This window comes from Phytobacter sp. V69, from assembly GCF_965644215.1.
Taxonomy (GTDB): domain Bacteria; phylum Pseudomonadota; class Gammaproteobacteria; order Enterobacterales; family Enterobacteriaceae; genus Phytobacter.
In genome coordinates this window covers 1-24,025 of the sequence record NZ_CBFFRL010000068.1, presented here as the reverse complement: position 1 = coordinate 24,025, position 24,025 = coordinate 1, and the positions used below count along the sequence as shown (strand labels likewise).

Here is a 24,025-nt window from a genome sequence, read left to right as displayed (position 1 = left end):
AGTCATGATAATAGGGCCTTCTGATTAGAAGGCCCTATTATCAATGATTTTTATCCTCGTGACGACACTATCTAGTCCGGATGAAAGATCCCGATAACTTGTTCATCTTTGCGAACATGCTCGCGGGCTTCTTTATCCGCCTCACGCATCTGGTGACCGCACTTAACACATTCAACAATATCGACATTATTCTCGCGCCACATTGCCATTGAATCCTGCGCCTGGCAGGACGGGCATACGGCCCCGGCAATAAAACGTTTACGCACTGCCATGGGTTCCCCCTTATTCAAACTCGTCCCAGCCATCCAGTTGGCGACGCTCTTGCTGCATTTCACGCTGGAAAATCTCTTCCAGCTCTCGTCTTGCTTCCCGCACACGGGAAATCTGCATCGTATCGGTATGCACCGGCATCAGCTCACGCAACATGCGCATATCGAGCCGCTTAAAGTGCAACTGCGCGCGCTGGGCCTGATGCGGATGCATGCCCACCGAGATAAGCGTTTTGCGCCCCAGCTCCAGCGCACTGGAAAAGGTCTCACGGGAAAATTGCGTCACGCCCATCTGCAAGAGTTCATGCGCTTCCACACGCCCCCGCGCACGCGCCATAATCTTAAGCTGCGGGAAATGCTGCTGGCACAGCTCCACCAGCTTCATGGTATCGACCGGATCGTTACAGGTGATCACGATGGACTGGGCCTCTTCGGCCCCCGCAGAACGCAACAGCTCAAGCTGCGTGGCATCGCCGTAATACACCTTATAGCCATATTTACGCATCAGGTTCACGGCGCTGATATCCCGCTCCAGTACCGTAATGCGCATTTTATTGGCCATCAACAAACGACCGATCACCTGGCCGAAACGACCGAATCCCACCACAATCACCTGCGGTTTGTCGTCATCCACCCAGGGCATTTCTTCTTCATCCGGCAGATTAAAGCGCCGGGACAAGAGCTTATCGATGAGTTTCATCAACACCGGCGTTGTCATCATGGACAACGTGACGGCCACCAGCAGCAGCGCCATTTGATCCGTGTGGAACAGGCGCTGCGACGATGCCGCGGAAAAGAGCACAAAAGCGAACTCTCCGCCCTGACTCAGCACCCCGGCAAACTGCATTCGCTCAGAGCTGCGCAAACCATAAATACGCGCCAGTGAATAGAGTACCCCTGTCTTCACTGCCACCAGCACGACAACGCTCACCAGCACCCACAGCAGATGGGTATAGAGCACGCCGAGGTTAAGCGCCATGCCGACAGAAATAAAGAACAGGCCTAACAACAGCCCTTTAAACGGGTCGATGGCAATTTCCAGCTCATGGCGATATTCACTTTCCGCCAGCAGCACGCCCGCAAGAAAAGTGCCAAGCGCCATCGACAGCCCCAGCGCATCCATAAACAGTGCCGATCCCAGCACCAGCAACAACGTGGCCGCCGTAAAGACTTCGCGTACGCCGGATGCGGCAATAAAGCGAAACACCGGGCGTAGCAGGTAACGTCCGCCCACCAGCACACCTGCAAATATCAGCACCTTGATGCCTATTTTTACCCAGTCAGGATGGTCATCACCGTTTCCCGCCAACAGAGGCACCAGCGCCAGCGCCGGAATTATCGCCAGATCCTGAAACAGCAGAACAGAGAAACCCAGTTGCCCGGATTCGCTACGATTCATCCCTTTTTCACGCATCAGTTGCAGAGCCATGGCGGTGGATGACATCGCCAGGCCAATACCGCCAATCACCGCCGCCTGCCAGGAGAATTGCGTCAACATCAGCAGTCCGGCCAGAACTGCGGCGCTAATCAACACCTGCGCGGCACCCACGCCGAAAATGGAGCGACGCAATTCCCATAGCTTTGACGGGTTCAGCTCCAGCCCGATGATAAACATCAGGAAGACGACCCCCATCTCCGAAAAGTGCAGGATCTCATCCACATCGCTGATGAATCCCAGTCCCCACGGGCCAATGGCAATCCCCGCCAGCAAGTAGCCCAGCACAGCGCCAATCCCTAACCTGGCGGCGAGCGGTACTGCCACCACGGCGGCGAAGAGAAACAGGACGCCTGCCAACAATAAATCTGAACCTTCCATTAATGGCCTCCCGTCATGATCGACGATGCCAGCCAGTCACCGTAGGCTTTGGCATGGCTCGCCAGCGCCTGCGGCGGCTGTCTGCGCGCCCAGTACACAATAATGGGATTCATCCAGTGCATGCGACACATCGCCGCCGTTAACTCAAAAGGGCGCAAAATGTCGCTCATGGGGTAGCGGTTAAGACCGTCATGGCGATAGGCCGCCTCCGGCTCACCGGTGGTGATCACGCTACGCCAGTATTTTCCCGCGAGCTGATTCCCCGCCGGACCGCTGGCAAACTCACGCGTGAGCACGCGATCGAACCACTCTTTCAGCAGCGCCGGGCAGCTGTAGGTATAGAGCGGATGTTGAAAAACAATGACGTCATGCTCGCGCAGCAGCGCCTGTTCCCGGGGAATATCGATAAAAAAGTCTGGATAGTGTGCATAAAGGTCATGCACGGTGACATTGTGCAGTTGCGTTGCCGGCTTGAGCAAAACCCGATTTGCCACCGAGTCCTGTGATTCCGGATGGGCATACAGCAGCAGTACTTTCGCTGTCTGGGACATCATCCCCCTCCCGGGCATAAAACCTGTCATTTTTATTACCGCATTCAGCGGCCAGAATGATTTTGTCTAAATTCTTTGTTTTGGGCTACCATTGCGGGCCTGGTGAGGCGAAACCGCCCACTTCTTACATTATCATAATGACAAATTAACATAGTCTGAACATACGGCGCCTTATGATTGTTTTCTCCTCGTTACAAATTCGTCGCGGCGTGCGCGTCCTGTTGGATAACGCCACAGCTACCATCAACCCGGGTCAAAAAGTTGGCCTGGTCGGCAAAAACGGCTGCGGCAAATCCACGCTGCTGGCGCTTTTGAAAAACGAGCTCAGCGCAGACGGCGGCAGCTTTACCTTTCCCAATAACTGGCAACTGGCGTGGGTGAATCAGGAAACCCCGGCCCTACCGATGCCGGCACTCGACTATGTAATCGACGGCGATCGCGAATACCGTCGTCTCGAATCGGAGCTAAACGCGGCCAACGAACGCAATGACGGTCACGCTATCGCCACCGTCCACGGCAAGCTCGATGCTATCGACGCCTGGACCATCCGTTCCCGCGCCTCGAGCTTGTTGCATGGCTTAGGTTTCTCGAATGAACAACTCGAGCGCCCGGTCAGCGACTTCTCCGGCGGCTGGCGTATGCGCCTTAACCTCGCCCAGGCGCTGATCTGCCGTTCCGATCTGCTGCTGCTCGATGAACCGACTAACCACCTCGATCTTGATGCGGTTATCTGGCTGGAAAAATGGCTTAAAAGCTATCAGGGAACATTGATCCTGATCTCCCACGATCGCGATTTCCTCGATCCGGTTGTCGATAAGATTATTCATATCGAACAGCAGACAATGTTCGAATACACCGGCAACTACAGTTCTTTCGAACGCCAGCGCGCAACCCGCCTGTCGCAACAGCAGGCGATGTACGAAAGCCAACAGGAGCGCGTGGCGCATCTGCAAAGCTTTATCGATCGTTTCAAGGCCAAAGCCAGCAAAGCGAAACAGGCGCAAAGCCGTATCAAAATGCTTGAGCGCATGGAGCTTATCGCCCCGGCCCACGTGGATAACCCGTTCCACTTTAGCTTCCGTGCACCGGAAAGCTTGCCGAACCCGCTGCTGAAAATGGAAAAAATCAGCGCAGGCTATGCCGACAAGGTCATCCTCGACTCCATTAAGCTCAACCTGGTGCCAGGGTCGCGTATCGGGTTACTGGGCCGTAACGGTGCGGGTAAATCGACGCTGATCAAACTGCTGGCGGGTGAACTGACGCCGTTTAGTGGCGACATCGGCCTGGCCAAAGGCATCAAACTTGGCTATTTCGCCCAGCATCAGTTGGAGTTTTTGCGTGCCGACGAGTCGCCGTTACAACATCTGGCGCGAATGGCCCCGCAAGAGCTGGAACAGAAGCTGCGTGATTATCTCGGCGGTTTCGGCTTCCAGGGCGACAAAGTGACAGAAGAGACGCGCCGCTTCTCCGGTGGCGAGAAAGCACGTCTGGTACTGGCACTTATCGTCTGGCAGCGCCCTAACCTGCTGCTGCTCGATGAACCGACCAACCACCTTGATCTCGACATGCGTCAGGCACTGACCGAAGCGCTAATCGAATTTGAAGGCGCGCTGGTCGTCGTCTCACACGACCGTCACCTGCTGCGTTCCACCACCGACGATTTGTACCTGGTGCACGACGGGAAAGTTGAACCGTTCGATGGCGATCTGGAAGATTATCAACAGTGGCTGAGCGATATTCAGAAACAGGAAAGCCAGCCGACTGACGCACCGAAAGACAACGCCAACAGCGCGCAGGCACGCAAAGACCAGAAACGCCGCGAAGCCGAGCTGCGCACCCAAACGCAGCCACTGCGTAAAGAGATCACCCGTATCGAAAAAGAGATGGAAAAACTCAACGCACAGTTAGCCCAGGCGGAAGAGAAGCTCGGAGACAGCGGCCTGTATGATCAAAGCCGTAAAGCCGAGCTTACCGAGTGTCTGCAACAGCAGGCGAAGGCGAAAGCCGGTCTTGAAGAGTGCGAAATGGCATGGCTTGACGCGCACGAACAGCTTGAGGCGATGCTGCAAACTGACTAAACAGGCAGGCGGATATGACTCCCGACATCACCAGCGATATCACCTTTCGCAAACTGGCCATTTTTATGGCCTTCATGGAGAAAGGTAACATTGCCCGCGCCGCCGAAGCGCTAAACCTCAGCGGCGTGAGCGTGCACCGTGCGCTGCATACGCTGGAGGAGAACGTCCGCTGCCCGCTGTTTGTCCACAAGGGGCGAAATTTATTGCCCCTTCCCGCGGCCTGGACGCTGCTGGAATACTGCCAGGAAGCCACGCAAATCATGGAGCGGGGTCTGGCAGAAGCGCGCAAAATGGCGGGCATTGGTCAGGGCCGTTTGCGTGTCGGCACGCTCTATTCGCTGACGCTGGAAACCGTCCCGCAGTTGATTATGGGCATGAAACTGCGCCGCCCGGAGCTGGAAATGGATTTAACGATGGGGTCAAACGAGACCCTGTTGCACAAGCTTGAGGAAGGTTCGCTGGACGCGATACTGATCTCCATTTCTGAGTCAGAGCTGGACTCAGCCAACTTCGAAATGCTGCCGCTGTTCCACGACGAAATCTTCCTGGCCGCACCGGCCGCCGCGAAACTGAATACCTCCGCACCCGCCGATTTACGCGACTATCGCCAGCAGAAATTCGTCTCGCTGGCCGAAGGGTTCGCCACCTACGCCGGGTTTCAGGAAGCCTTCCACATCGCCGGGTTTGAGCCGGAGATCGTGACGCGGGTGAATGACATTTTTTCCATGCTGAGCCTGGTGCAGGCGGGCGTGGGCTTCACGTTGATGCCGGGGAGGATGAAGAAGGTGTATGAGAATTCGGTGCAGCTTCTCAAACTGGCGCAGCCCTACCAGATGCAGCAGCAAATCGCCATTGTCTTTGCCCGCAACCGCGAGCGCGACCCGAACTTACTGGCGCTGGCGGCAGAAGGCCGTATGTACGCCAGGAGTCTGCAGGATAACACCTGATTGCCGGCCCGATAAGCGAAGCGCCAACGGACGTAGCCCGGGTCAGGCGTTTACGCCGCCACCCGGGAAAGCACCAACGCGGCATATTCCCGGCTGGCGCGCGGCTTAGCCGGGCTACAGTCGCAGAGCCGAATACGTATTGTTACCCGGCCTGCGCTCTGAGCCGTTTAGCCAGATGTACAGCCACATCCATTCCGCTGCGTTCCAGCGAGACAGACTCCCCTTCCCACGCAGCCTGACGAGTTAAACAGGTCAATATACCGCCGGGCGGCATCTCAATCGCCAGCCGGGCCTCACGTTCATTCGCCGCAATCACCGCTTCCTGCCAGCGCACGGTGCGGGCCATATTCATCGCCAGATCGTCGGCAATCTTATCGGGCTGCGACAGCACGCGCCCGGTGCTGCCGCTGAGATAAGCGCAGGTAGGTCGGGCAAGCGTGACCTTGCGAAACGCCTCCACCAGTTTTTGCGCTGGTTCATTCAGAAGCGCACAGTGCGAGGGTACACTGACATCAAGGCGTCGAACTTTATTCGCCCCTTTCGCCAGCGCTTTCTCGCCCACACTCGCCATCGCCGCATCGCTACCGGCAATCACTATCTGGGTCTCGGCATTCAGATTGGCGATATACGCCCCGCTACCTTCCACCAGGGTTTCCACCTGCGACAGCGTCAGCCCCATAATGGCCGTTAAGCCATAACCATGGGGCCAGGCCTGTTCCATCAAATCACCGCGTAAGGCCACCAGATTCAGTGCGTCGGTATAATCCAGCGCTCCGGCGATAACCGCCGCCGGGTACGCACCAATAGAAAGCCCGCTGACGATATCGGGAGCAATATCACGGCGCATCAGTTCGTGCGCCCAGGCGACACCGGCTATCAGCAAACAAAGCTGCACCGCACGCGTATGCTGTAAGGCTTCTGCGCAATCCAGCGTATCGACATCGGCCCCCAGTACTTCACGCGCCTGCGCCAGCTCCGTTCCCGGAAGCGCGCGCAACATCCCCGGGTGCTGTGTCCCTTGCCCGGGAAAGGTAAACAGAATCTTCATTTAATGTCCCTCAAACCAGGGATCGCTGACCAACAGCGGTCCACGATTCGTTTTCAGCAGGACCTTGCCGTCACGCAGCCATTCCGCCAGCGCAAAACCGCCCTGCGGGACATTAACCTGCGTATCAACCCGGCATAAGGCCCCTGAAATCTGCTGCTGCCAGCGAATCAACGTCTCGCGTGCCAGCGGTTGCGGCGCGCGGATCATCAGGTCGAGATCGCTTGCCGCATGCAACACCGGAATCCCCGATGCCAGGGTATAACCGCCGCTGCCGGTAATCCCCCAGACCCATGGCCAGCGCTGCTGAGCCACCTGGAAGGCGACCTGTACGGGAGGCTGGGTGATAAACGGCGAGCGGACCAGCGTCTGCGTATCCACGAGATCTTCCGGAGAAACAACGCGGATAACGTGCTCGGGTGCGACCCAGGCGGCAGCGCGTTGTTCGCGTTTTAGGCCACGCACCCCGACGGGTACGCGTCCGTTTGGATTCACATCACGCCGCACCACCACCGGCAAACCAGGATGCCATATCTCATCTACCCAGTCCTCGGTAACGCCTTCCAGGGCGCTACGGTCAGCCAGCCAGATAAGATCGTGCGGTCGTAATGTTTTCATGGTTTAGATTCCTGAGGTCAGCGAGATAAACAGCGGCAACGACAGGATACACAGTACCGAGCTCAACAGCAGCACTGCTTCTGCATCCGGCGACTGCACGCCTAAACGGTTACCGAACACCACGCCGAAGAAACCGGCAGACAGGGCAATCATCAGGATAGCGGTAATCGCCACCGAACCGTGCAGACCGAAAATCAGCACAATGCCCCAGGCAATAAACGGCTGAATCAGCAGTTTGGCAATCGTTGAGGTGATAACCATCGTGTTGATCTGCAGTTTACGCGCAGAGAGGATCACCCCGGTCAGGAACAGCGCCGCCGCGGTTGCGGACAGGCCCAGCGGTTTGATCGCCGCCAGCAGCAGTTCCGGCATTTTGATGCCAATAGCCGAGAGGATTACCCCTAACAGCGGCCCCATCACGATCGGTTTTTTCAGCGAACGCCACATCAGCACCGGCAGCATGGCCAGCGTGGAACCGGTATTGCCGCCTTCCGCACGGGCTTTTTCACGTTCCAGAATCAGCAGGCAAAACGGGGTCATCAGCACAGAACCACAGGCGATAGACACTGCGACGGACAGCGACGTGGAGGAGCCTTCACCCAGCACGCTACCGAGAATCGGCAGACCCAGCGCCGCATAGTTCGGCAGCGCAACGGTCAGCGTCAGCACGGCGGCATCCTGCGGAGATTTTTTAAAGACGCTGGTTGCCAGGAAGTAAATAACCGCATAGGTAATCCACATTGCCAGGGTTAGCACCAGAATCAGCGGTGACTGAGCAACGATACCGGTCCATGGGGTTTGTACCGTGGCGCTGAACAGCGCAGCGGGAAGTGCAAAATCCATGACGAAAATATTGAGCAGGGACACATTCTTGTTATCCACCATTTTGGCCTTGCCCGCCCAGAAGCCCAGCAGCATGATGATGAAGATTGGTGCGAGGGCATGAACAATTACATAAGTCATAAATCACCTGTAATAAATAAAGAAACGTTTAGCACTGGCGCGATGGTTATTATTTTCAGGATGCAGTCTCCCGCGCGGACACAGTCGCTGTGCCCACGGGGTTATGCATCTGGCAGGTCTCTTTTTACTTACCAGCTCGCTTTCATGCGTTCACGCACAAGCGCAGAGCTACGGCGATTGTCAGCACCCAGACGATTTTTAAGGGTGGCATCCTGACTAGCGTCTTTGATGGCCTGGTTTAACGTGGTAATGACCAGCGTCAGATCATGTGCAGACGGGGCATCCGGGTTGCTGATATCCAGCAGGTTTTCCAGGAGTCCCAGAGTGGCGTAGTTACTGATGTCATACGCCATCGGCGGAATGGTTGCCGCCAGTTTTTCCAGCGCCTCAACGGTACGCAGGGTGATACGCGCGGCGGATTCTTTGCCCATCGCGTGGATCAATACGCCTTTGTCGTTAAAGGCAATCAGACGATTGGCCTGATAACCATGCGCCAGAAATGCACCGGACATCGCTTTACCGACGATAAGACCAATCACCGGATGGCCCGCCAGACGCGCGTTGGCATAGGCCGCAGCGGCACCGGCCAGCGCCTGATGAATGCCGAAGCCTTCTTCACGACGACCATAGGCCTGGCTTGGCACATCAATCACCGCCACAATCGGGCGTTTCACGGTTTTGTCAACATCGGCAGCGACCGTTTCGTTAACCACTTTCGCCAGCGTCCAGCCTTCCAGCAGACCCACTTCGCCTTTGGCGGCGCGCGGGAAATGGTTATTCGCATCCGGCACAACGGCAACAAATCGCACCGCTTCACCGTTCAGTTCGCCATCGGCTGCCTGTACGGATGGGCACAGCCCTTCAATACGTTTGGCGTTTGGTACCAGAGTTTCCAGCCATAATTCGCCACGGCTTATTGAGTTACTCATCATTTCACCTCCCGGGCGAAGAGCGCGTTAATTTGTTCTGAATCGGCCTGTTTGCGGGTGTCGAAATTCGTCAGGCGGTCGAGATACCAGGCGTAGTTGTCGGTACGGTGTTTTGCCGGAACGCCTTTCGCCAGCGCCTCGTTCATTGCCGCTTTTACCGCGTTGACGCCATCGCCAACCAGCGCATCCACCAGCCCACTTTGATAGCGGACTTCGCCACCGGTCATGCTCCAGATAAACGGACGGTCGCGGGAGTCGTACTCTTCAATCCCGGCTTCCTGTTCAATAACCTGCGGACCGTTCAGACCCAGACGCGCTTCGCGCGTGACAATCAGATAGCTACACAGCGCCGCGGCGATGGACATCCCGCCGAAGCAGCCAACGGTCCCGGCCACAATCCCGACGACCGGGGTGTAGCGACGCAGGTCAACAATCGCCGCATGGATATCAGCAATCGCCGCCAGACCGAGGTTCGCTTCCTGCAGACGCACGCCGCCGGTTTCGAGGCACAGAACGGCCTGAGTCGGGATACCGTTACGGTTATCTTCCGCCGCCAGCTCCAGCGCCGCCGCCATTTTGGCACCGGACACTTCGCCCATACTGCCACCCTGGAAGGCGCCTTCAATGGCAATCACCACCGCCGGTTGGCCGTTGATGGTGCCTTTCGCCACTACCATGCCGTCATCGGCCTGCGGAACAATGCCCTGCGCGCCGAGCCACGGGGAAACAATCCCTTCAAACGGGTCGAGCAGTTCACGGTAGCTGCCCTCATCCAGCAGCGCATGCGCACGCTGACGCGCTTTTAATTCGATAAAACTGCGATCATCACGCATAGCTCACCTCTTCAAAAACCTGCTCGATACGAATGCGCGCGACGCCGGGCGTTGCACCGAAATCGTGGATGGTCAGAGTGCCTGCAGGCAGGTTGCTGACGGTTTGCAGACGGTTGAACAAAGCTTCCCAGCGACCACGGCTGTTGTCGACGGAAGTCGTGATATCAATAGTGAGGGTCTGGCTCAGGTCGGCGGTGAATAACACCTCCATATCCCCGGAACCGACAACCCCTGCCAGCGCTCTGCCGTTTAACGTACGGCTGGCGGGCACGGTTAATGTGATTTTTTCCATAACATCCTCTTAATTCGCTAAATAAGGCGTTTCGATGCGGTCGATAAACAACGTCGCCGCGAGCAAGTCGGCCGCGCCGCCGGGCGAGGCGTTCAGGGCAAGCATCTGGCGGTCTAAAACGGCCAGGGCCTGCTGTCCGGCTAATTGCGCTGTTCCGCCTGCGCTCAATACGGCACGTGCGCCATCCTGCATCGCATCCAGCCCTTCAAGGCCAGCGCGTGACAGCACGCAGGTATCGGTCAGTGAGGTCATGATGGCCATCAGCGCGTCCAGACGGGCGTGGCATTCACGGCTACCGTTTAGCCGGCTCAAACGCAGTTGCGGTAATGCGCACTGCATAATGTGCGGGAACCCTTGCTGTGCCTCTTCTCTGGCACCCGGAACGCGATAGCGGTGCGTCGCGCGAAGCCCTTTACTGAACACGCGTGGCGCGGTGTCATCCGGCAACATCGCCAGACTTGCCGCGGTTGCGGTTACCGCCGCCGCGCTGCCTTCACCTCCGAGCATCGCCACGGCGCTGACCAGCAGCCCCAGTGCCCAAATCGCGCCGCGGTGTGTATTCACGCCGCCCGTTGTCGTCATCATGGCCTGCTCGCCTTCACGACCGAGCCGCCCTATGGTTTGTCGCAGCGCAATATCCGCCGGGCGTTGCCAGCTTTGTTGCGCCAGCGCCTGAAACGTGGGGGTCAGGCTGTGTGCGGAGCGCTCCATCAGCGCAAGTGATAAATCGTGGTGCGCGCCGTTCCCCCGACTGTCCACCAGACCGGGTTTCGGGCTTAATCGTGCTTCGTCAATCAGACACTGCGTGGCGGTTCGCGCCAGCCATTCGGCACCGCCTTCAACCTGAATCTGTGGCAGAAGTTTCATTACCAGCTCCGGAATTTCGCAGGTGGGTTGTAGAGACCACCGGACCATTCCACCAGGTCTGCCACGCTGCTTGCCGCCAGTAACGAGCGGGTTGCATCGGTGCGGCGAATGCCCATGTCTTCTGGATACACCACTTTGCCGCTGCGACGCAGGTCGGCAACGCGTTTGGCGTCTACGCCCAGGCCGATATCGGTGATACCCGCCACGGCGGCAACCATCGCACGGCGTTCTTCAATGCTTTCGGCACGGTAGAGGTAGGCGATACCTTCTTCGGTCAGCACATGGGTGACGTCATCGCCATAAATCATGACCGGTGCCAGCGGCATACCAGACGTTTTGGCGACTTCCACCGCATCGAGCGTTTCCACGAAGGTCGGTTTTGCGCCAGCCTGGAAGGTTTCGACCATCTGCACGACGAGTTTTTTACCGCGCTGCATCGGGTCGGGTTCGGTGATCATATTCAGCCAGGCCGGAGTGGCATGGCGACGACCGTGTGGGTCATGCCCCATGTTCGGCGCACCGCCGAAACCTGCCAGACGCCCACGGGTTACCGTTGAGGAGTTTGCCAGGCCATCAATTTGCAGAGTTGATCCGATAAACATATCTACCGCGTACTGACCTGCCAACTGGCAGAACACGCGGTTAGAACGCATCGAGCCATCAGAGCCGGTAAAGAACACGTCCGGACGGGCGCGGATATACTCTTCCATCCCCAGCTCGCCGCCAAAGCAGTGCACGCTCTCAACCCAGCCGCTTTCAATCGCCGGGATCAGCGTCGGATGCGGGTTCAGCGTCCAGTGTTTACAGATTTTGCCTTTCAGGCCGAGCTGTTCGCCGTAGGTTGGCAGCAGAAGCTCAATCGCCGCGGTGTTAAAGCCGATACCGTGGTTTAACGACTGCACCTGATGTTCGGCGTAGATACCTTTGATGGCCATCATCGCCATCAGGATATGTTCCTGTTTGATCAGGCGCGGGTCGCGGGTAAACAGCGGTTCAATGAAGAACGGCTTGTCGGCCACGACGACGTAATCAATCCACGAACCGGGGACGTCAACGCGCGGTAAATCGCACTCGTCATCCACCAGCTCATTCACCTGGGCGATAACAATACCGTCGCGGAAGGCGGCGGCTTCGACCAGCGCCGGGGTATCTTCGGTACTTGGCCCGGTGTATAGGTTGCCTTTACGGTCCGCTTTATAACCGGCGATCAGCGCCACGTTTGGCGAGAGGTCAACGTACAGACGGGAGTAAAGCTCGATGTAGGTGTGAATGGCGCCGATTTCCAGTTGGCCATCTTCCAGCAGCTGCGAGATGCGCAGGCTCTGGGTGCCGGAGAAGGAGAAGTCCAGTTTGCGGGCGATACCTTTTTCGAAGATATCCAGATGCTCGCTGCGCCCGACGCTTGGCATGATCATATGCAGGTCGTGGACTTTTTGCGGATTGACCGACGCCAGCGCGCGGGAGAGAAAATCAGCCTGTTTTTGGTTATTCCCTTCCAGTACCACTTTGTCGCCCGGGGCGATCAATTTTTCCAGCATGGCGACCAGATCGTCGGTCGGCAGCACCTTACCCTGTACGGGTACGGATGCCAGGCGACGCTGTTTTTCCGTGCGCCGCGTGTTCCAGACTCGTTCTGGTGTTTGTCCAGATAACATTATTAACCTCCTGATTCAGCGAATCATTTTGATTTGCTTAACACTGAATAAAGTGTGCACTCTGGTGAGAAAGGCATCAATTAAGGATAAAAGACGATTGTTAGCCTGAGAGTAATAATCAATGTCATAATTTGTGATGCAGATCAGAACAGGAGCAAAATAAACCTCGTACAGGAGCGAGATCCGCGTAAGAAGATTCTGTTTTTACTCCCTCTCCTCCACCAAAAAGTGCAGCAAATAAGCAGAAATCGACAAAGGCAAAAAAGGATAATGCCGGGAATTCATAAACACATCACGGAACTGACGGTATAGTAGGCGTTAACGAATTGGAAAATATTGCATCGTCATGACTCAAATAACCCCAGCAGAACTCGACATTCCCGGCGACGACAGCACGCTCTTCCGCCCCATGCGCGGCGGGAGCAATCCGCATTTTCAGACCATGCTGCCGCGTCTTATCCGCCGGAAACTGGGCTTTACCCCAACCTGGCAGCGCCTGGAACTGCCGGATGGCGATTTTGTCGATCTCGCCTGGAGCGAAGACCCTGCGCAGGCGAAACATAAACCCCGCCTGGTGGTTTTTCACGGGCTGGAAGGCAGCCTGCACAGTCCCTACGCTCACGGCCTGATCGAAGCTGCAAAAGCACGCGGCTGGCTGGGCGTAGTGATGCATTTCCGTGGTTGTAGCGGTGAGCCTAACCGTCTTCATCGCATTTACCATTCTGGCGAAACCGAAGACGGCACCTGGTTCTTACACTGGCTGAAACGTGAGTTCGGCGAGGCGCGTACTGCCGCGGTTGGTTATTCACTGGGCGGCAATATGCTCGCCTGCCTGCTGGCGAAAGAAGAAGATAGCGTCCCCCTGGATGCGGCGGTGATTGTCTCTGCCCCCTTCGTGCTGGAAGCGTGCAGCGAGCATATCGAAACCGGCTTCTCACGGGTGTACCAGCACTATTTGCTCAACCTGCTGAAAGCCAACGCGTCGCGCAAGTTAAAAGCCTATCCGGGGTCGTTACCTATTGATTTGCGCCAGTTGAAACGCCTGCGTCGCCTGCGTGATTTCGATGATGCGATTACCGCGCGTATCCACGGTTTTGCCGATGCGATTAACTATTATCGCCAGTGCAGCGCCATGCCATTGCTGAATAAAATCAGCAAACCGACCCTGATCATCCATGCGAAAGACGATCCTTTTATGGATCAAAACGTGATCCCCGATACGCAGACATTGCCGCCATCGGTAGAATATCAACTGACCGAACACGGTGGTCACGTGGGTTTTGTAGGCGGCACGTTGCTGCGCCCGGAAATGTGGCTGGAAAAACGGATCCCCGACTGGCTGCACACTTATCTGGAAAGCTGAAATGATTATTCCCTGGCAGGATCTGGCACCTGAGACGCTGGATAACCTGATTGAAAGCTTTGTCTTGCGCGAAGGCACCGATTATGGTGAACATGAGCGCTCGCTCGAACAAAAGGTCGCCGATGTAAGACGGCAGCTGAAAAACGGCGAGGCCCTACTGGTGTGGTCAGAACTGCATGAAACCGTCAACATTATGCCACGCTCGCAGTTTCGCGAGTAACGTGCAGGGCGGCAGGCTTCACCTACAATAATGGCTTACTCAGGGAGTTGCTATGTCCGCTAAACATCCGGTTATTGCCGTAACAGGTTCCAGCGGTGCGGGAACCACCACCACCAGCCTCGCGTTTCGCAAAATCTTCGCTCAACTGGATTTGCATGCCGCCGAGGTCGAGGGTGACAGCTTTCATCGCTACACCCGCCCTGAGATGGACATGGCAATCCGTAAAGCCCGCGATTTAGGTCGACATATCAGCTACTTTGGCCCGGAAGCGAACGACTTCGGCCTGCTGGAGCAAACCTTTACTGAGTACGGACAAACCGGCAAAGGCCAGGCGCGAAAATACCTGCACACCTACGATGAAGCCGTGCCCTGGAATCAGGTACCCGGCACGTTCACCCCCTGGCAACCGCTGCCGGAACCAACCGATGTACTGTTCTATGAGGGGCTGCACGGCGGCGTGGTGACGCCGCAGCATGATGTGGCTCGCCACGTGGATCTGCTGGTGGGCGTAGTACCCATCGTCAACCTCGAGTGGATGCAAAAGCTGGTGCGCGATACCAGCGAGCGCGGCCATTCCCGCGAGGCGGTGATGGATTCGGTGGTTCGCTCGATGGAAGACTACATCAACTTCATCACCCCACAGTTTTCCCGCACCCATATCAATTTCCAGCGCGTGCCGACCGTGGACACCTCCAACCCGTTCGCCGCCAAAGTCATTCCCTCGCTGGATGAAAGCTTTGTGGTGATTCATTTCCGTAATCTGGAAGGCATTGATTATCCCTGGCTGCTGGCGATGTTGCAGGGCTCATTCATTTCGCACATGAATACTCTGGTGGTGCCGGGCGGGAAAATGGGGCTGGCGATGGAACTCATCATGACGCCGCTGGTACAACGGCTGATGGAAGGTAAGAAGATCGAGTAGTTTTCTGGCAAACAGAAAATCTGCTTCCGCCCGATGTAGCCCCGGTTAGCGCAGCGCCACAGGGGAAATGTCGGATGCTGAAAGTGCCGGAGATCGCCTCCGGCAACACATCAGGCTTCGATCACTTCATACGAGTGTGTGATATTTACCGCTTTCTCCAGCATCAATGCCACAGAGCAGTACTTCTCGGCGGAGAGATCCACCGCACGCGAAACCGCGGCATCTTTCAGCGCTTTGCCGGTCACGATGAAGTGCAAATTAATATGCGTGAACAGGCGCGGAGCCTCTTCACGACGCTCTGACGTTAGCTTCACTTCGCAGTCTGTCACGTCGTGACGCCCTTTTTGCAGGATAGAGACAACATCAATAGCGCTGCATCCGCCTGCCGCCATCAGCACCATTTCCATCGGGCTTGGTGCCTTGTCGCCTGAGTTACCGTCCATCAGGATCTGGTGCCCGGACGCAGACTCGCCAAGGAACGTTAAACCTTCTACCCATTTCACACGAGCTTGCATTTTAATTAACTCCGGAGTTGCAATTTTCTTTACAGATTACGCGCACATAAGAAAAGTCGCAACGGAAGGCGACCTGCGTCAAGCTGAAGCGAGACACCAGGAGACAGGCAGCAAAAGCTATGCTAAAACAATCTGGATGCTACAGTGATATACATTGACGTTTAGCATGTATGCAGAGGACATCACATATTACAGGCCGCAGGCATGTCTGACGGTCCACTTCCCAGCTATCGGGAAGATAGATTGCAACCCCGGACGCGTTGTGTGAATCCAGCGTCTGGAGCCAGCTTATAACAGAGGATAACCGCGCATGGTGCTTGGCAAACCGCAAACAGACCCGACTCTCGAATGGTTCTTGTCTCATTGCCACATTCATAAGTACCCGTCGAAGAGCACGCTGATTCACCAGGGTGAAAAAGCGGAAACGTTGTATTACATCGTCAAAGGCTCAGTGGCTGTGCTAATCAAGGATGAAGAAGGTAAAGAGATGATCCTCTCTTACCTTAACCAGGGAGATTTTATCGGTGAACTGGGTCTGTTCGAAGAGGGTCAGGAGCGTAGTGCATGGGTACGCGCCAAGACAGCTTGTGAAGTGGCCGAAATCTCCTACAAAAAATTCCGTCAGCTCATTCAGGTGAACCCGGATATTCTGATGCGCTTGTCTTCTCAGATGGCGCGTCGTCTGCAGGTTACATCAGAAAAAGTCGGCAACCTCGCATTCCTTGATGTGACGGGCCGCATTGCACAGACGCTGCTGAATCTGGCGAAACAACCGGATGCAATGACCCACCCGGACGGTATGCAAATTAAAATTACTCGTCAGGAAATTGGTCAGATCGTCGGCTGTTCCCGTGAAACTGTGGGACGTATCCTGAAAATGTTGGAAGATCAAAACCTGATCTCTGCACACGGCAAAACTATCGTCGTGTACGGTACACGTTAATTCTCAAGCGGCGCATCGTACTTAGCGATGCGCCGTTTTTGTCTCTATTCCCCATGTGGCGCAGGCTGATTTATCACCCCGAAATCAACTATGCACTGCGACAAACGCTGGTGTTATGCCTCCCTGTGACCGTTGGCCTGCTTATCGGGCGTCTCGATCTCGGTCTGCTGTTCTCTCTTGTTCCTGCCTGCTGCAATATTGCCGGTCTGGATACACCGCACAAACGTTTCTTTAAACGCCTGATCGTTGGCGGTTCACTTTTTGCTGGCAGCAGCCTTACGGTACAGTTGTTACTGACACAAAATATCCCCTTGCCGCTGATCCTGACCGGACTCACGCTATTGCTTGGCGTCACGGCGGAAATCAGCGCCTTGCACGGACGCCTGCTGCCCGCCTCGCTCATTGCGGCCATCTTTACCTTAAGCCTCGCCGGGAATATGCCCGTCTGGGAACCGTTGCTGATTTATGGGCTCGGCACCCTGTGGTACGGCGCGTTTAACGCCTTCTGGTTCTGGCTCTGGCGGGAACAGCCGCTGCGCGAATCGTTAAGCCTGCTCTATCGCCAGTTGGCGGACTACTGTGAAGCAAAATACAGCCTGCTGACGCAACACGCCGATCCGGAAAAAGCCCTCCCGCCGCTGCTGGCACGCCAGCAAAAAGCGGTGGATATGATAAGCCAGAGCTACCAGCAGTTGCATATGCTGGCGGCCAATAAGAACAACGATTACAAGCGGTTGCTGCGTATGTTCCAGGTCGCGCTGGATTTGCAAGAGCATATCTCCGTCAGCCTCCATCAACCGCAAGAGGTTCAGGAGCTGGTTGAACGCAGCCACGCTGAAGAGGTTATCCGCTGGAATGCGCAAACCGTCGCCGCGCGGTTACGGGTGCTCGCCGATGACATTCTCTATCATCGCTATCCCCGGCGTTTCAATATGGATAAGCAGATAGGCGCGCTGGAGAAAATCGCCCGTCAGCACCCGGATAACCCGGTTGGACAGTTCTGCGCCTGGCATTTCAGCCAGATAGCCCGCGTTTTGCGCACCCAGCGTCCACTCTATGTTCGCGACCTGATGGCTGAGAAGCAGCGCCGCCTGCCGCTGCTCCCTGCCTTCAAAAGTTATCTGTCGTTGAAATCCGCTGCCTTTCGCAATGCGGCGCGGATAAGCGTCATGCTCAGCATTGCCAGCCTGATGGGCAGCGCGCTCCATCTGCCCAAGCCTTACTGGATCATGATGACGGTGATGTTTGTCACGCAAAACGGCTACGGTGCCACGCGGGTACGCATTCTGCATCGGGCGGCAGGCACCATGGCCGGATTGATCATTGCCGGCGCAACGCTGCACTACCACGTACCGGAAGGTTTCACGCTGGCGGCAATGCTGATGGTGACGCTGGTGAGCTACCTGATTATCCGCAAAAGCTACGGCTGGGCGATGGTCGGCTTTACTCTCACCGCGGTGTATACACTCCAGTTGCTCACGCTGAACGGCGAGCAGTTTATCGTTGCCCGTCTTATCGACACGCTGATCGGCTGCCTGATCGCTTTTGGCGGTGTTGTCTGGCTGTGGCCCCAGTGGCAAAGCGGCCTGCTGCGCAAAAACGCCCATGACGCGCTGGAAACCTATCAGGATGCCATCCGCCTGATTCTGAGCGATGATCCCCAGGCTACGCCGCTGGCCTGGCAGCGCATGCGGGTAAACCAGGCGCACAACGCCCTCTTCAACTCACTGAATCAGGCGATGCAGGAACCCGGCTTTGACACGCGCTATCTGGCCGATATGAAGCTGTGGGTCACGCACAGTCAGTTTATTGTCGAACACATTAATGCGATGACGACCCTGGCGCGGGAACACACCATGCTCACGCCGGATCTGGCGCAGCGTTATTTACAGTCGTGTGAAATTGCCCTGCAGCGCTGTCAGCAGCGGCTGGAATACGATGGACCGGGAAGTTCGGGGGATGTGAATATTCTGGAAGCACCGGAGAGTATGACGCACGGTCCAATGAGCACGCTGGAACAGCACCTGCAACGTATTCTGGGGCATCTGAGCACCATGCACACCATTTCGTCGGTGGCATGGCGTCAGCGTCCGCATCACGGCATCTGGTTAAATCGCCGCTTACGGTCTTAAGTGTTAATCACTTTCGCTACGGCTTTCGCGAAGCGCTGCATACCTTCATCGATATCGCTCTCTTCAACGATAAGCGCGGGTGCAAAACGCATCACGTCAGGTCCGGCATTCAGTACCATCACACCGGCATCGGCAGCAGCCAGCAGGAAGTCACGTGCGCGACCTTTGAATTGCGGATTCAGTTCGGCACCAATCAACAGCCCCATGCCGCGAATTTCGCTGAAAATATTGTACTGCGCGTTGATCTTCTCCAGATGTTTGACGAACAGCTCGCGTTTCTCGTTCACGCCATTCAACACTTCTGGCGTGTTGATGATGTCGAATGCGGCACCGGCAACGGCACAGGCCAGCGGGTTACCGCCGTAGGTCGAGCCGTGAGAACCCGGATGGAACGCACTGGCGATCTCCTGGGTGGTGAGCATGGCGCTAATCGGGAAACCGCCGCCAAGCGCTTTGGCGCTGGTCAGGATGTCCGGGGTTACGCCATAGTGCATGTAAGCGAACAGATCGCCGCAGCGTCCCATCCCACACTGCACTTCATCAAACACCAACAGCGCGTTGTGTTCGTCGCACAGGTCGCGCAGACCCTGCAGAAACTCTGGGGTTGCCGCCGTTACGCCGCCTTCTCCCTGAATCGGCTCAACCACCACCGCACAGGTATGATCGTCCATCACCGCTTTCACGGCATGCAGGTCGTTATAAGGTACGTGAACGATATCCGCCGGTTTCGGGCCAAAGCCGTCTGAATATTTCGGCTGCCCGCCAACGGTCACGGTGAACAGTGAACGGCCGTGAAACGCATTGTGGAACGCGATGATTTTGCTTTTATGCGGGCTATGGCGTGTAGATGCATAATAACGCGCCAGTTTGAATGCCGTTTCGTTGGCTTCGGTGCCGGAGTTCATAAACACCACACGCTCGGCGAAGGTCGCGTCGATCATCTTACGCGCCAGGCGCAGTGCGGGTTCGTTAGTAAATACGTTGCTGATATGCCACAGGGTCTCGCCCTGGGTTTTTAACGCCTCCACCAGCGCCGGATGGCAGTGTCCCAGAGCGGTAACCGCGATACCACCCGCAAAATCAACGTACTCTTTACCCTGCTGATCCCACACGCGGCTACCTTTTCCCTTCACCGGAATAAATTCGGCCGGTGCGAAAATTGGTAAAATGACGTCGTCGAACGTTGCCCGCGTGATTGCACCTTGCTCAGTTGCCATGTAACCCCACCCTTTTTAAACAAGAAGTAGAAGTGAAAATATAATCACGAAATATGCATAAAAATCACTCAATGGCAACTAAAAATCGGCGCGATGCAGAAAGTTATTCAGCAGCGCATGGCCTTGCTCGCTAAGAATACTTTCCGGATGAAACTGCACCCCTTCCAGATCCCACTGACGATGGCGAATCCCCATGATCTCTTGCGCTTCGCTCCATGCGGTCACCTCAAAGCAGTCCGGGAGCGAAGGCGGGTCGATCAGCAAAGAATGGTAGCGTGTGACGGTTAACGGGTTATTTAGGCCGCGAAAAACCCCCTGCCCCGTATGGGTCACCGGAGAGGTTTTCCCGTGCATAACCTGCTGCGCCCGAACAATGCGCGCACCGAAGACCTGGGCGATGGCCTGGTGACCGAGGCAGACGCCGAGAATCGGCAGCGTACCGGCATAGTGGCGAATGACATCGAGCGAGATGCCCGACTCATCCGGCGTGCAGGGGCCTGGGGAAATCACGATTTTCTCGGGGGCCATGGCGGCGATATCCGCCAGCGTGATCTCGTCATTACGCCTGACCTCAACCTGCGCGCCCAACTCGCAGAAATACTGATACAGGTTCCAGGTAAAAGAGTCGTAATTATCAATAAGCAGGATCATGGCGGCCTCATCATTTTTAGCCGCCCTATTCTACTCAGTTTCGACAGCTTCGCTTACCACTTTGCCGAAGATCTCGCACAGCGGTTTCAGCTCTCCCATCGCCCCTGCCTGGTTCGCTTTACTCCAGCTTTCCGGATCAACGCCCCGCCAGTCCAGCCGATATCCGGCATGCAAAGCCAACTGCTCGAAGAAAATGCGCTGGGCGATACCGTTACCGATACGGAAAGGATGTAATACATTGATTTCGCAGTAGTAATGCGCCAGTCTCTCAATAAACTCTTTCTTCCCGAGCCCCTGCAGCCACGCTTCATCTTCAAGCGCGCGCATTAAAACATTGCCCTCTTTTTCGATGTATTCGAAATGGCAGAAACGGGTATCGCCCTGGTAGATGTCCACCTCACGAAACTGCCCGGCCCAGTAGAAGATATCCTGGTAGATATGGCGGTGAATGGCGCACAGATGCGGCAGACCACGCGCTTGAGGCCCCAGTTCAAGCGTCGCAGCACGCAGCGCGGTCAACTCATACGCGGCCTGCTCCAGACGCTGCGCCTGGTGAATACCCAGCACGTTACGCATCACGTTGATGCCTGGATAGAGGTAAGGATCGCGACCGTCGCCAAATTTATCGCTCATAGTGCCTCCTGAGTTCTTCCAGTCGCACATTTGCCTCGTCGGAGGTAAGCGTCACCAGCGGGCTCTCAACACCTTCAAGACGTCGGCTGGCCTGAAAATTGACATTGCGGTCTTGCTCCCAGAGACGGGATGTTTGTCGGTCAGTGAGTTTTTTGGTCATAACGCCTCCCTGGTGTCTCGGTCATGTGCCACAAGTATAAGCAGCAATTTCGCGTCACGCAGGGAGGGAAACGCGCACAGGCCCGGACGGCCCGTGCGAAAAGAGATTACGGCAGGACTTTAGCAGAGAGGATAACAACCGGTTTTGACGGCACATTCTGATACGGGCCGACGTCGTGGGTTGGAACCTGAGAAATCTTATCGACCACGTCCATCCCTTTCACAATTTTACCAAAGACCGCGTAGCCAAAGTCACGCTGACCGTGGTCGAGGAAGGCGTTATCGGCAACGTTGAGGAAGAACTGGCTGGTGGCGCTGTCTTTATCCGCCGTACGGGCCATGGAGATGGTGCCGCGGGTGTTACGCAAACCGTTATCCGCTTCGTTTTTAATCGGCGGGTTAGGCTGCTTTTGCTGCATTTGTTCAGTGAAACCACCGCCCTGAACCATAAAACCCGGGATCACACGGTGAAAGGTGGTGTTGTTATAAAAACCGTTGTTCACATAATCCACAAAGTTTTTCACCGACACGGGGGCTTTCTGACTGTTCAGCTCCAGTTCGATGTTGCCAGCTGACGTGGTGAGCAGAACATGAGGATCGCCTTTTGCCGCCAGTGCGGAAGAGGAGATTGCAGAAAGGGCACAAACAGCCACAATTGCCGCCAGAGTCGATTTAACCATGAGGTTTCCTTAACGAAATGCAGGTACGAAAGCGAGTGGCTTGATTCTAAAGAGCACTCCGCCACCAGGCCAGCCTTTTACTTAATTTTACTCAATTGAAACATATGTAACGCAGGCTGACCACGCATTGCGTGGCCATTCTGCTATCGCCTTCACTAACTCTTGCGATGAAAAGCCACTTCTTCGCCACCGTTGTCCGTTTGGATCCAACTTTGCGCAGGTTGCGTGGTAGCTATCACCCGTCCCTGGCGAATCGACCAGCGCACCGGCGACTGGCAACGTACCGCATCAAAACAGCTCTCCACCGGCAAAATGATCATATTCGCCGGATTGCCCGTCACAATGCCGTAGTCCTTAAGACCAAAGGTTCTGGCGCTGTTATCGGTAATCAGCCGCAGGCCATCGTCGATTTGCTGATACCCCATCAACTGGCAAACATGCAGACCCATATGCAGCACCTGCAACATGTTGCCCGTACCGAGCGGATACCAGGGATCGAACACATCGTCATGGCCAAAGCAGACGTTAATCCCGGCGGCCAGCATCTCCTTAACGCGCGTAATCCCACGCCGCTTCGGATAATCATCAAAACGCCCCTGCAGATGGATATTCACCAGCGGGTTGGCAACAAAGTTGATACCGGAGAGTTTCAGCAAGCGGAACAGGCGCGAAGTATAAGCGCCATTGTACGAGTGCATCGCCGTGGTGTGGCTGGCGGTCACGCGCGCGCCCATCTCCATTTTCAGCGCCAGCGCCGCTACCGTTTCGACAAACCGCGACTGCTCATCGTCGATCTCGTCACAGTGGATATCCAGCGGTCGGTCATATTTCTTCGCCAGCTCAAAGGCGATGTGCAGCGATTCCACCCCATACTCGCGGGTAAATTCAAAATGGGGGATCGCCCCAACCACATCCGCACCAAGCAGTAAGGCATCTTCCAGCAGCGCCGCCCCGTTGGGATAGGACAAGATCCCTTCCTGTGGGAAAGCAACAATTTGCAGGTCTATCCAGGGCGCGACCTCCTGTTTCACCTCCAGCATCGCTTTCAGCGCCGTTAGCGTTGGATCGGAGACATCTACATGGGTACGCACATGCTGGATACCGTTGGCCATCTGCCATTTCAGCGTCTGCCACGCGCGCTTTTTTACGTCTTCGTGGCTGAGCAATGCTTTGCGTTCCGCCCAGCGCTCAATGCCCTCAAACAGTGTGCCCGACTGGTTCCAGTTCGGCTCGCCTGCGGTCTGGGTGGTATCAAGATGGATATGCGGTTCGATAAAGGGCGGCAGCGCCAGTCCGCCCCTGGCGTTTAAGACATCGTAACTTTCATGATGCGGGGCGCTCATCGGGGTGATTTCACCGAAATGGCCCTTCTCAATAGCGATTTGCCAAAGCCCTTCTCGCCCTGGCAAACGAACGTTCTGAACCAGCCAAAGTGGTGTTGCCGTCATGCTTCTACCCCCTGGTTATCACTGAAACGTTGTTTCAGGCAATTGCCATAAATTCACGGCTTTTTTTGTACACAATTTCCACAAACATGAAAAGCCTGACAGATCCGTGACTTATAAAAAACCTTCAAAATCAATTACCTACCCATTAAGTGGTAGGTGAAGGTGTATTTGACCTGCATCAATAAACGCCAATGCTGAATCGTTAAGGAAGGTGCGATTTAATCGGTGGGGTTCAGTGGAGTCCTTAGCTGTATTAGCCTTACCTTAGCTGAGCTGTAT

The 24,025-nt window shown here is 55.9% G+C and carries 25 protein-coding genes; 7 read left to right on the top strand and 18 right to left on the bottom strand.

Translation table 11 applies throughout. The annotated features are described in order from the left end of the window. Positions 1 to 71: 71 nt before the first annotated feature. The 3 genes from ACSZPU_RS11875 to kefG are packed head-to-tail and all read right to left on the bottom strand — an operon-like array spanning position 72 to position 2,639. Positions 72 to 272, bottom strand: a complete 201-nt coding sequence (locus tag ACSZPU_RS11875) for a YheV family putative zinc ribbon protein (protein ID WP_041851430.1) — start codon at positions 270 to 272, stop codon at positions 72 to 74. Positions 273 to 282: 10 nt separating this feature from the next. Beyond that, a complete protein-coding gene (kefB, locus tag ACSZPU_RS11870; RefSeq protein ID WP_498998863.1) occupies positions 283 to 2,085 on the bottom strand; it encodes a glutathione-regulated potassium-efflux system protein KefB in 1,803 nt (600 codons plus the stop codon). Then, on the bottom strand, positions 2,085 to 2,639 hold the full coding sequence (gene kefG / locus ACSZPU_RS11865) for a glutathione-regulated potassium-efflux system ancillary protein KefG (protein ID WP_498998861.1): 555 nt from the start codon (positions 2,637 to 2,639) through the stop codon (positions 2,085 to 2,087). The genes kefB and kefG overlap by 1 nt, the downstream gene beginning before the upstream one ends. A gap of 170 nt (positions 2,640 to 2,809) precedes the next feature. Here kefG and ACSZPU_RS11860 point away from each other — a divergent pair, with 170 nt between their 5' ends. Both ACSZPU_RS11860 and ACSZPU_RS11855 read left to right on the top strand, forming a co-directional pair. After that, positions 2,810 to 4,714 carry an ABC transporter ATP-binding protein gene (locus tag ACSZPU_RS11860; protein ID WP_498998860.1) on the top strand — a complete coding sequence of 635 codons (1,905 nt, stop codon included), beginning with the start codon at positions 2,810 to 2,812 and terminating at the stop codon, positions 4,712 to 4,714. A 14-nt stretch (positions 4,715 to 4,728) separates the two neighbouring features. Further along, positions 4,729 to 5,661 (top strand): LysR family transcriptional regulator, encoded by a 933-nt coding sequence (locus tag ACSZPU_RS11855; RefSeq protein WP_498998858.1) that lies wholly within the window; start codon positions 4,729 to 4,731, stop codon positions 5,659 to 5,661. Positions 5,662 to 5,803: 142 nt separating this feature from the next. Here ACSZPU_RS11855 and mdcH read toward each other — a convergent pair whose 3' ends face one another. From mdcH to mdcA, 8 genes are all read right to left on the bottom strand, one after another. Beyond that, entirely contained in the window at positions 5,804 to 6,709 is a 906-nt protein-coding gene (gene mdcH / locus ACSZPU_RS11850) for a malonate decarboxylase subunit epsilon (RefSeq protein WP_498998855.1), read from the bottom strand. Then, on the bottom strand, positions 6,710 to 7,324 hold the full coding sequence (locus tag ACSZPU_RS11845) for a malonate decarboxylase holo-ACP synthase (protein WP_498998853.1): 615 nt from the start codon (positions 7,322 to 7,324) through the stop codon (positions 6,710 to 6,712). It abuts the gene before it with no gap. A gap of 3 nt (positions 7,325 to 7,327) precedes the next feature. Beyond that, complete coding sequence (locus tag ACSZPU_RS11840) at positions 7,328 to 8,287, bottom strand: AEC family transporter (RefSeq protein WP_498998852.1); 960 nt, start codon at positions 8,285 to 8,287, stop codon at positions 7,328 to 7,330. 128 nt (positions 8,288 to 8,415) lie between these two features. Further along, a complete protein-coding gene (mdcE, locus tag ACSZPU_RS11835) occupies positions 8,416 to 9,216 on the bottom strand; it encodes a biotin-independent malonate decarboxylase subunit gamma (RefSeq protein ID WP_498998867.1) in 801 nt (266 codons plus the stop codon). Beyond that, on the bottom strand, positions 9,216 to 10,049 hold the full coding sequence (locus ACSZPU_RS11830) for a biotin-independent malonate decarboxylase subunit beta (protein WP_498998850.1): 834 nt from the start codon (positions 10,047 to 10,049) through the stop codon (positions 9,216 to 9,218). The genes mdcE and ACSZPU_RS11830 overlap by 1 nt, the downstream gene beginning before the upstream one ends. After that, a complete protein-coding gene (gene mdcC, locus ACSZPU_RS11825; protein WP_498998848.1) occupies positions 10,042 to 10,341 on the bottom strand; it encodes a malonate decarboxylase acyl carrier protein in 300 nt (99 codons plus the stop codon). The genes ACSZPU_RS11830 and mdcC overlap by 8 nt, the downstream gene beginning before the upstream one ends. Positions 10,342 to 10,350: 9 nt before the next feature. Next, positions 10,351 to 11,208, bottom strand: a complete 858-nt coding sequence (locus ACSZPU_RS11820; protein ID WP_498998847.1) for a triphosphoribosyl-dephospho-CoA synthase — start codon at positions 11,206 to 11,208, stop codon at positions 10,351 to 10,353. Further along, positions 11,208 to 12,863 carry a malonate decarboxylase subunit alpha gene (gene mdcA, locus ACSZPU_RS11815; RefSeq protein ID WP_498998846.1) on the bottom strand — a complete coding sequence of 552 codons (1,656 nt, stop codon included), beginning with the start codon at positions 12,861 to 12,863 and terminating at the stop codon, positions 11,208 to 11,210. The genes ACSZPU_RS11820 and mdcA overlap by 1 nt, the downstream gene beginning before the upstream one ends. 346 nt (positions 12,864 to 13,209) lie before the next feature. Here mdcA and ACSZPU_RS11810 point away from each other — a divergent pair, with 346 nt between their 5' ends. The 3 genes from ACSZPU_RS11810 to ACSZPU_RS11800 are packed head-to-tail and all read left to right on the top strand — an operon-like array spanning position 13,210 to position 15,368. Further along, positions 13,210 to 14,226 carry a hydrolase gene (locus ACSZPU_RS11810; RefSeq protein ID WP_498998844.1) on the top strand — a complete coding sequence of 339 codons (1,017 nt, stop codon included), beginning with the start codon at positions 13,210 to 13,212 and terminating at the stop codon, positions 14,224 to 14,226. 1 nt (position 14,227) lies between these two features. Further along, on the top strand, positions 14,228 to 14,446 hold the full coding sequence (locus ACSZPU_RS11805) for a YheU family protein (RefSeq protein WP_498998842.1): 219 nt from the start codon (positions 14,228 to 14,230) through the stop codon (positions 14,444 to 14,446). 52 nt (positions 14,447 to 14,498) lie between these two features. After that, on the top strand, positions 14,499 to 15,368 hold the full coding sequence (locus ACSZPU_RS11800) for a phosphoribulokinase (RefSeq protein ID WP_498998840.1): 870 nt from the start codon (positions 14,499 to 14,501) through the stop codon (positions 15,366 to 15,368). A gap of 110 nt (positions 15,369 to 15,478) precedes the next feature. Here the strand turns inward: ACSZPU_RS11800 and ACSZPU_RS11795 are convergent, their stop codons facing one another. Beyond that, positions 15,479 to 15,883, bottom strand: a complete 405-nt coding sequence (locus tag ACSZPU_RS11795) for an OsmC family protein (protein ID WP_086872663.1) — start codon at positions 15,881 to 15,883, stop codon at positions 15,479 to 15,481. 310 nt (positions 15,884 to 16,193) lie between these two features. On the opposite strand from ACSZPU_RS11795, the gene crp reads away from it, so the two are divergent. Together crp and ACSZPU_RS11785 are read left to right on the top strand one after the other, a co-directional pair. Next, positions 16,194 to 16,826, top strand: coding sequence for a cAMP-activated global transcriptional regulator CRP (gene crp / locus ACSZPU_RS11790; RefSeq protein ID WP_000242758.1), 633 nt, complete (start codon positions 16,194 to 16,196; stop codon positions 16,824 to 16,826). A gap of 53 nt (positions 16,827 to 16,879) precedes the next feature. Next, positions 16,880 to 18,958 carry a YccS/YhfK family putative transporter gene (locus tag ACSZPU_RS11785; protein ID WP_498998866.1) on the top strand — a complete coding sequence of 693 codons (2,079 nt, stop codon included), beginning with the start codon at positions 16,880 to 16,882 and terminating at the stop codon, positions 18,956 to 18,958. Here ACSZPU_RS11785 and argD read toward each other — a convergent pair. The 6 genes from argD to ACSZPU_RS11755 form a co-directional block, all read right to left on the bottom strand. Further along, the gene (gene argD, locus ACSZPU_RS11780) at positions 18,955 to 20,175 is read right to left on the bottom strand and encodes a bifunctional acetylornithine/succinyldiaminopimelate transaminase (RefSeq protein ID WP_498998834.1); all 1,221 of its coding nucleotides are present in this window, start codon (positions 20,173 to 20,175) and stop codon (positions 18,955 to 18,957) included. The two genes, ACSZPU_RS11785 and argD, sit on opposite strands and share 4 nt — an antisense overlap. A 78-nt stretch (positions 20,176 to 20,253) precedes the next feature. After that, the gene (gene pabA, locus ACSZPU_RS11775) at positions 20,254 to 20,826 is read right to left on the bottom strand and encodes an aminodeoxychorismate synthase component 2 (RefSeq protein ID WP_498998831.1); all 573 of its coding nucleotides are present in this window, start codon (positions 20,824 to 20,826) and stop codon (positions 20,254 to 20,256) included. 30 nt (positions 20,827 to 20,856) lie between these two features. Continuing rightward, positions 20,857 to 21,459: a putative adenosine monophosphate-protein transferase Fic gene (locus ACSZPU_RS11770; protein WP_498998829.1), complete on the bottom strand. Its 603-nt coding sequence runs from the start codon at positions 21,457 to 21,459 to the stop codon at positions 20,857 to 20,859. Continuing rightward, on the bottom strand, positions 21,449 to 21,619 hold the full coding sequence (gene ficA / locus ACSZPU_RS11765) for a FicA/YhfG family antitoxin (RefSeq protein ID WP_498998827.1): 171 nt from the start codon (positions 21,617 to 21,619) through the stop codon (positions 21,449 to 21,451). The genes ACSZPU_RS11770 and ficA overlap by 11 nt, the downstream gene beginning before the upstream one ends. 106 nt (positions 21,620 to 21,725) lie before the next feature. Continuing rightward, positions 21,726 to 22,298, bottom strand: a complete 573-nt coding sequence (gene ppiA, locus ACSZPU_RS11760; protein WP_498998825.1) for a peptidylprolyl isomerase A — start codon at positions 22,296 to 22,298, stop codon at positions 21,726 to 21,728. 155 nt (positions 22,299 to 22,453) lie between these two features. Then, on the bottom strand, positions 22,454 to 23,746 hold the full coding sequence (locus ACSZPU_RS11755; RefSeq protein ID WP_498998823.1) for a cytosine deaminase: 1,293 nt from the start codon (positions 23,744 to 23,746) through the stop codon (positions 22,454 to 22,456). Between the last annotated feature and the right edge of the window lie 279 nt (positions 23,747 to 24,025).

Bases quoted from the DNA above. Each gene is read 5' to 3' on its own strand.
- ACSZPU_RS11875 (WP_041851430.1), bottom strand. From the start codon at position 272: ATGGCAGTGCGTAAACGTTTTATTGCCGGGGCCGTATGCCCGTCCTGC.
- kefB (WP_498998863.1), bottom strand. From the start codon at position 2,085: ATGGAAGGTTCAGATTTATTGTTGGCAGGCGTCCTGTTTCTCTTCGCC.
- kefG (WP_498998861.1), bottom strand. From the start codon at position 2,639: ATGATGTCCCAGACAGCGAAAGTACTGCTGCTGTATGCCCATCCGGAA.
- ACSZPU_RS11860 (WP_498998860.1), top strand. From the start codon at position 2,810: ATGATTGTTTTCTCCTCGTTACAAATTCGTCGCGGCGTGCGCGTCCTG.
- ACSZPU_RS11855 (WP_498998858.1), top strand. From the start codon at position 4,729: ATGACTCCCGACATCACCAGCGATATCACCTTTCGCAAACTGGCCATT.
- mdcH (WP_498998855.1), bottom strand. From the start codon at position 6,709: ATGAAGATTCTGTTTACCTTTCCCGGGCAAGGGACACAGCACCCGGGG.
- ACSZPU_RS11845 (WP_498998853.1), bottom strand. From the start codon at position 7,324: ATGAAAACATTACGACCGCACGATCTTATCTGGCTGGCTGACCGTAGC.
- ACSZPU_RS11840 (WP_498998852.1), bottom strand. From the start codon at position 8,287: ATGACTTATGTAATTGTTCATGCCCTCGCACCAATCTTCATCATCATG.
- mdcE (WP_498998867.1), bottom strand. From the start codon at position 9,216: ATGAGTAACTCAATAAGCCGTGGCGAATTATGGCTGGAAACTCTGGTA.
- ACSZPU_RS11830 (WP_498998850.1), bottom strand. From the start codon at position 10,049: ATGCGTGATGATCGCAGTTTTATCGAATTAAAAGCGCGTCAGCGTGCG.
- mdcC (WP_498998848.1), bottom strand. From the start codon at position 10,341: ATGGAAAAAATCACATTAACCGTGCCCGCCAGCCGTACGTTAAACGGC.
- ACSZPU_RS11820 (WP_498998847.1), bottom strand. From the start codon at position 11,208: ATGAAACTTCTGCCACAGATTCAGGTTGAAGGCGGTGCCGAATGGCTG.
- mdcA (WP_498998846.1), bottom strand. From the start codon at position 12,863: ATGTTATCTGGACAAACACCAGAACGAGTCTGGAACACGCGGCGCACG.
- ACSZPU_RS11810 (WP_498998844.1), top strand. From the start codon at position 13,210: ATGACTCAAATAACCCCAGCAGAACTCGACATTCCCGGCGACGACAGC.
- ACSZPU_RS11805 (WP_498998842.1), top strand. From the start codon at position 14,228: ATGATTATTCCCTGGCAGGATCTGGCACCTGAGACGCTGGATAACCTG.
- ACSZPU_RS11800 (WP_498998840.1), top strand. From the start codon at position 14,499: ATGTCCGCTAAACATCCGGTTATTGCCGTAACAGGTTCCAGCGGTGCG.
- ACSZPU_RS11795 (WP_086872663.1), bottom strand. From the start codon at position 15,883: ATGCAAGCTCGTGTGAAATGGGTAGAAGGTTTAACGTTCCTTGGCGAG.
- crp (WP_000242758.1), top strand. From the start codon at position 16,194: ATGGTGCTTGGCAAACCGCAAACAGACCCGACTCTCGAATGGTTCTTG.
- ACSZPU_RS11785 (WP_498998866.1), top strand. From the start codon at position 16,880: ATGTGGCGCAGGCTGATTTATCACCCCGAAATCAACTATGCACTGCGA.
- argD (WP_498998834.1), bottom strand. From the start codon at position 20,175: ATGGCAACTGAGCAAGGTGCAATCACGCGGGCAACGTTCGACGACGTC.
- pabA (WP_498998831.1), bottom strand. From the start codon at position 20,826: ATGATCCTGCTTATTGATAATTACGACTCTTTTACCTGGAACCTGTAT.
- ACSZPU_RS11770 (WP_498998829.1), bottom strand. From the start codon at position 21,459: ATGAGCGATAAATTTGGCGACGGTCGCGATCCTTACCTCTATCCAGGC.
- ficA (WP_498998827.1), bottom strand. From the start codon at position 21,619: ATGACCAAAAAACTCACTGACCGACAAACATCCCGTCTCTGGGAGCAA.
- ppiA (WP_498998825.1), bottom strand. From the start codon at position 22,298: ATGGTTAAATCGACTCTGGCGGCAATTGTGGCTGTTTGTGCCCTTTCT.
- ACSZPU_RS11755 (WP_498998823.1), bottom strand. From the start codon at position 23,746: ATGACGGCAACACCACTTTGGCTGGTTCAGAACGTTCGTTTGCCAGGG.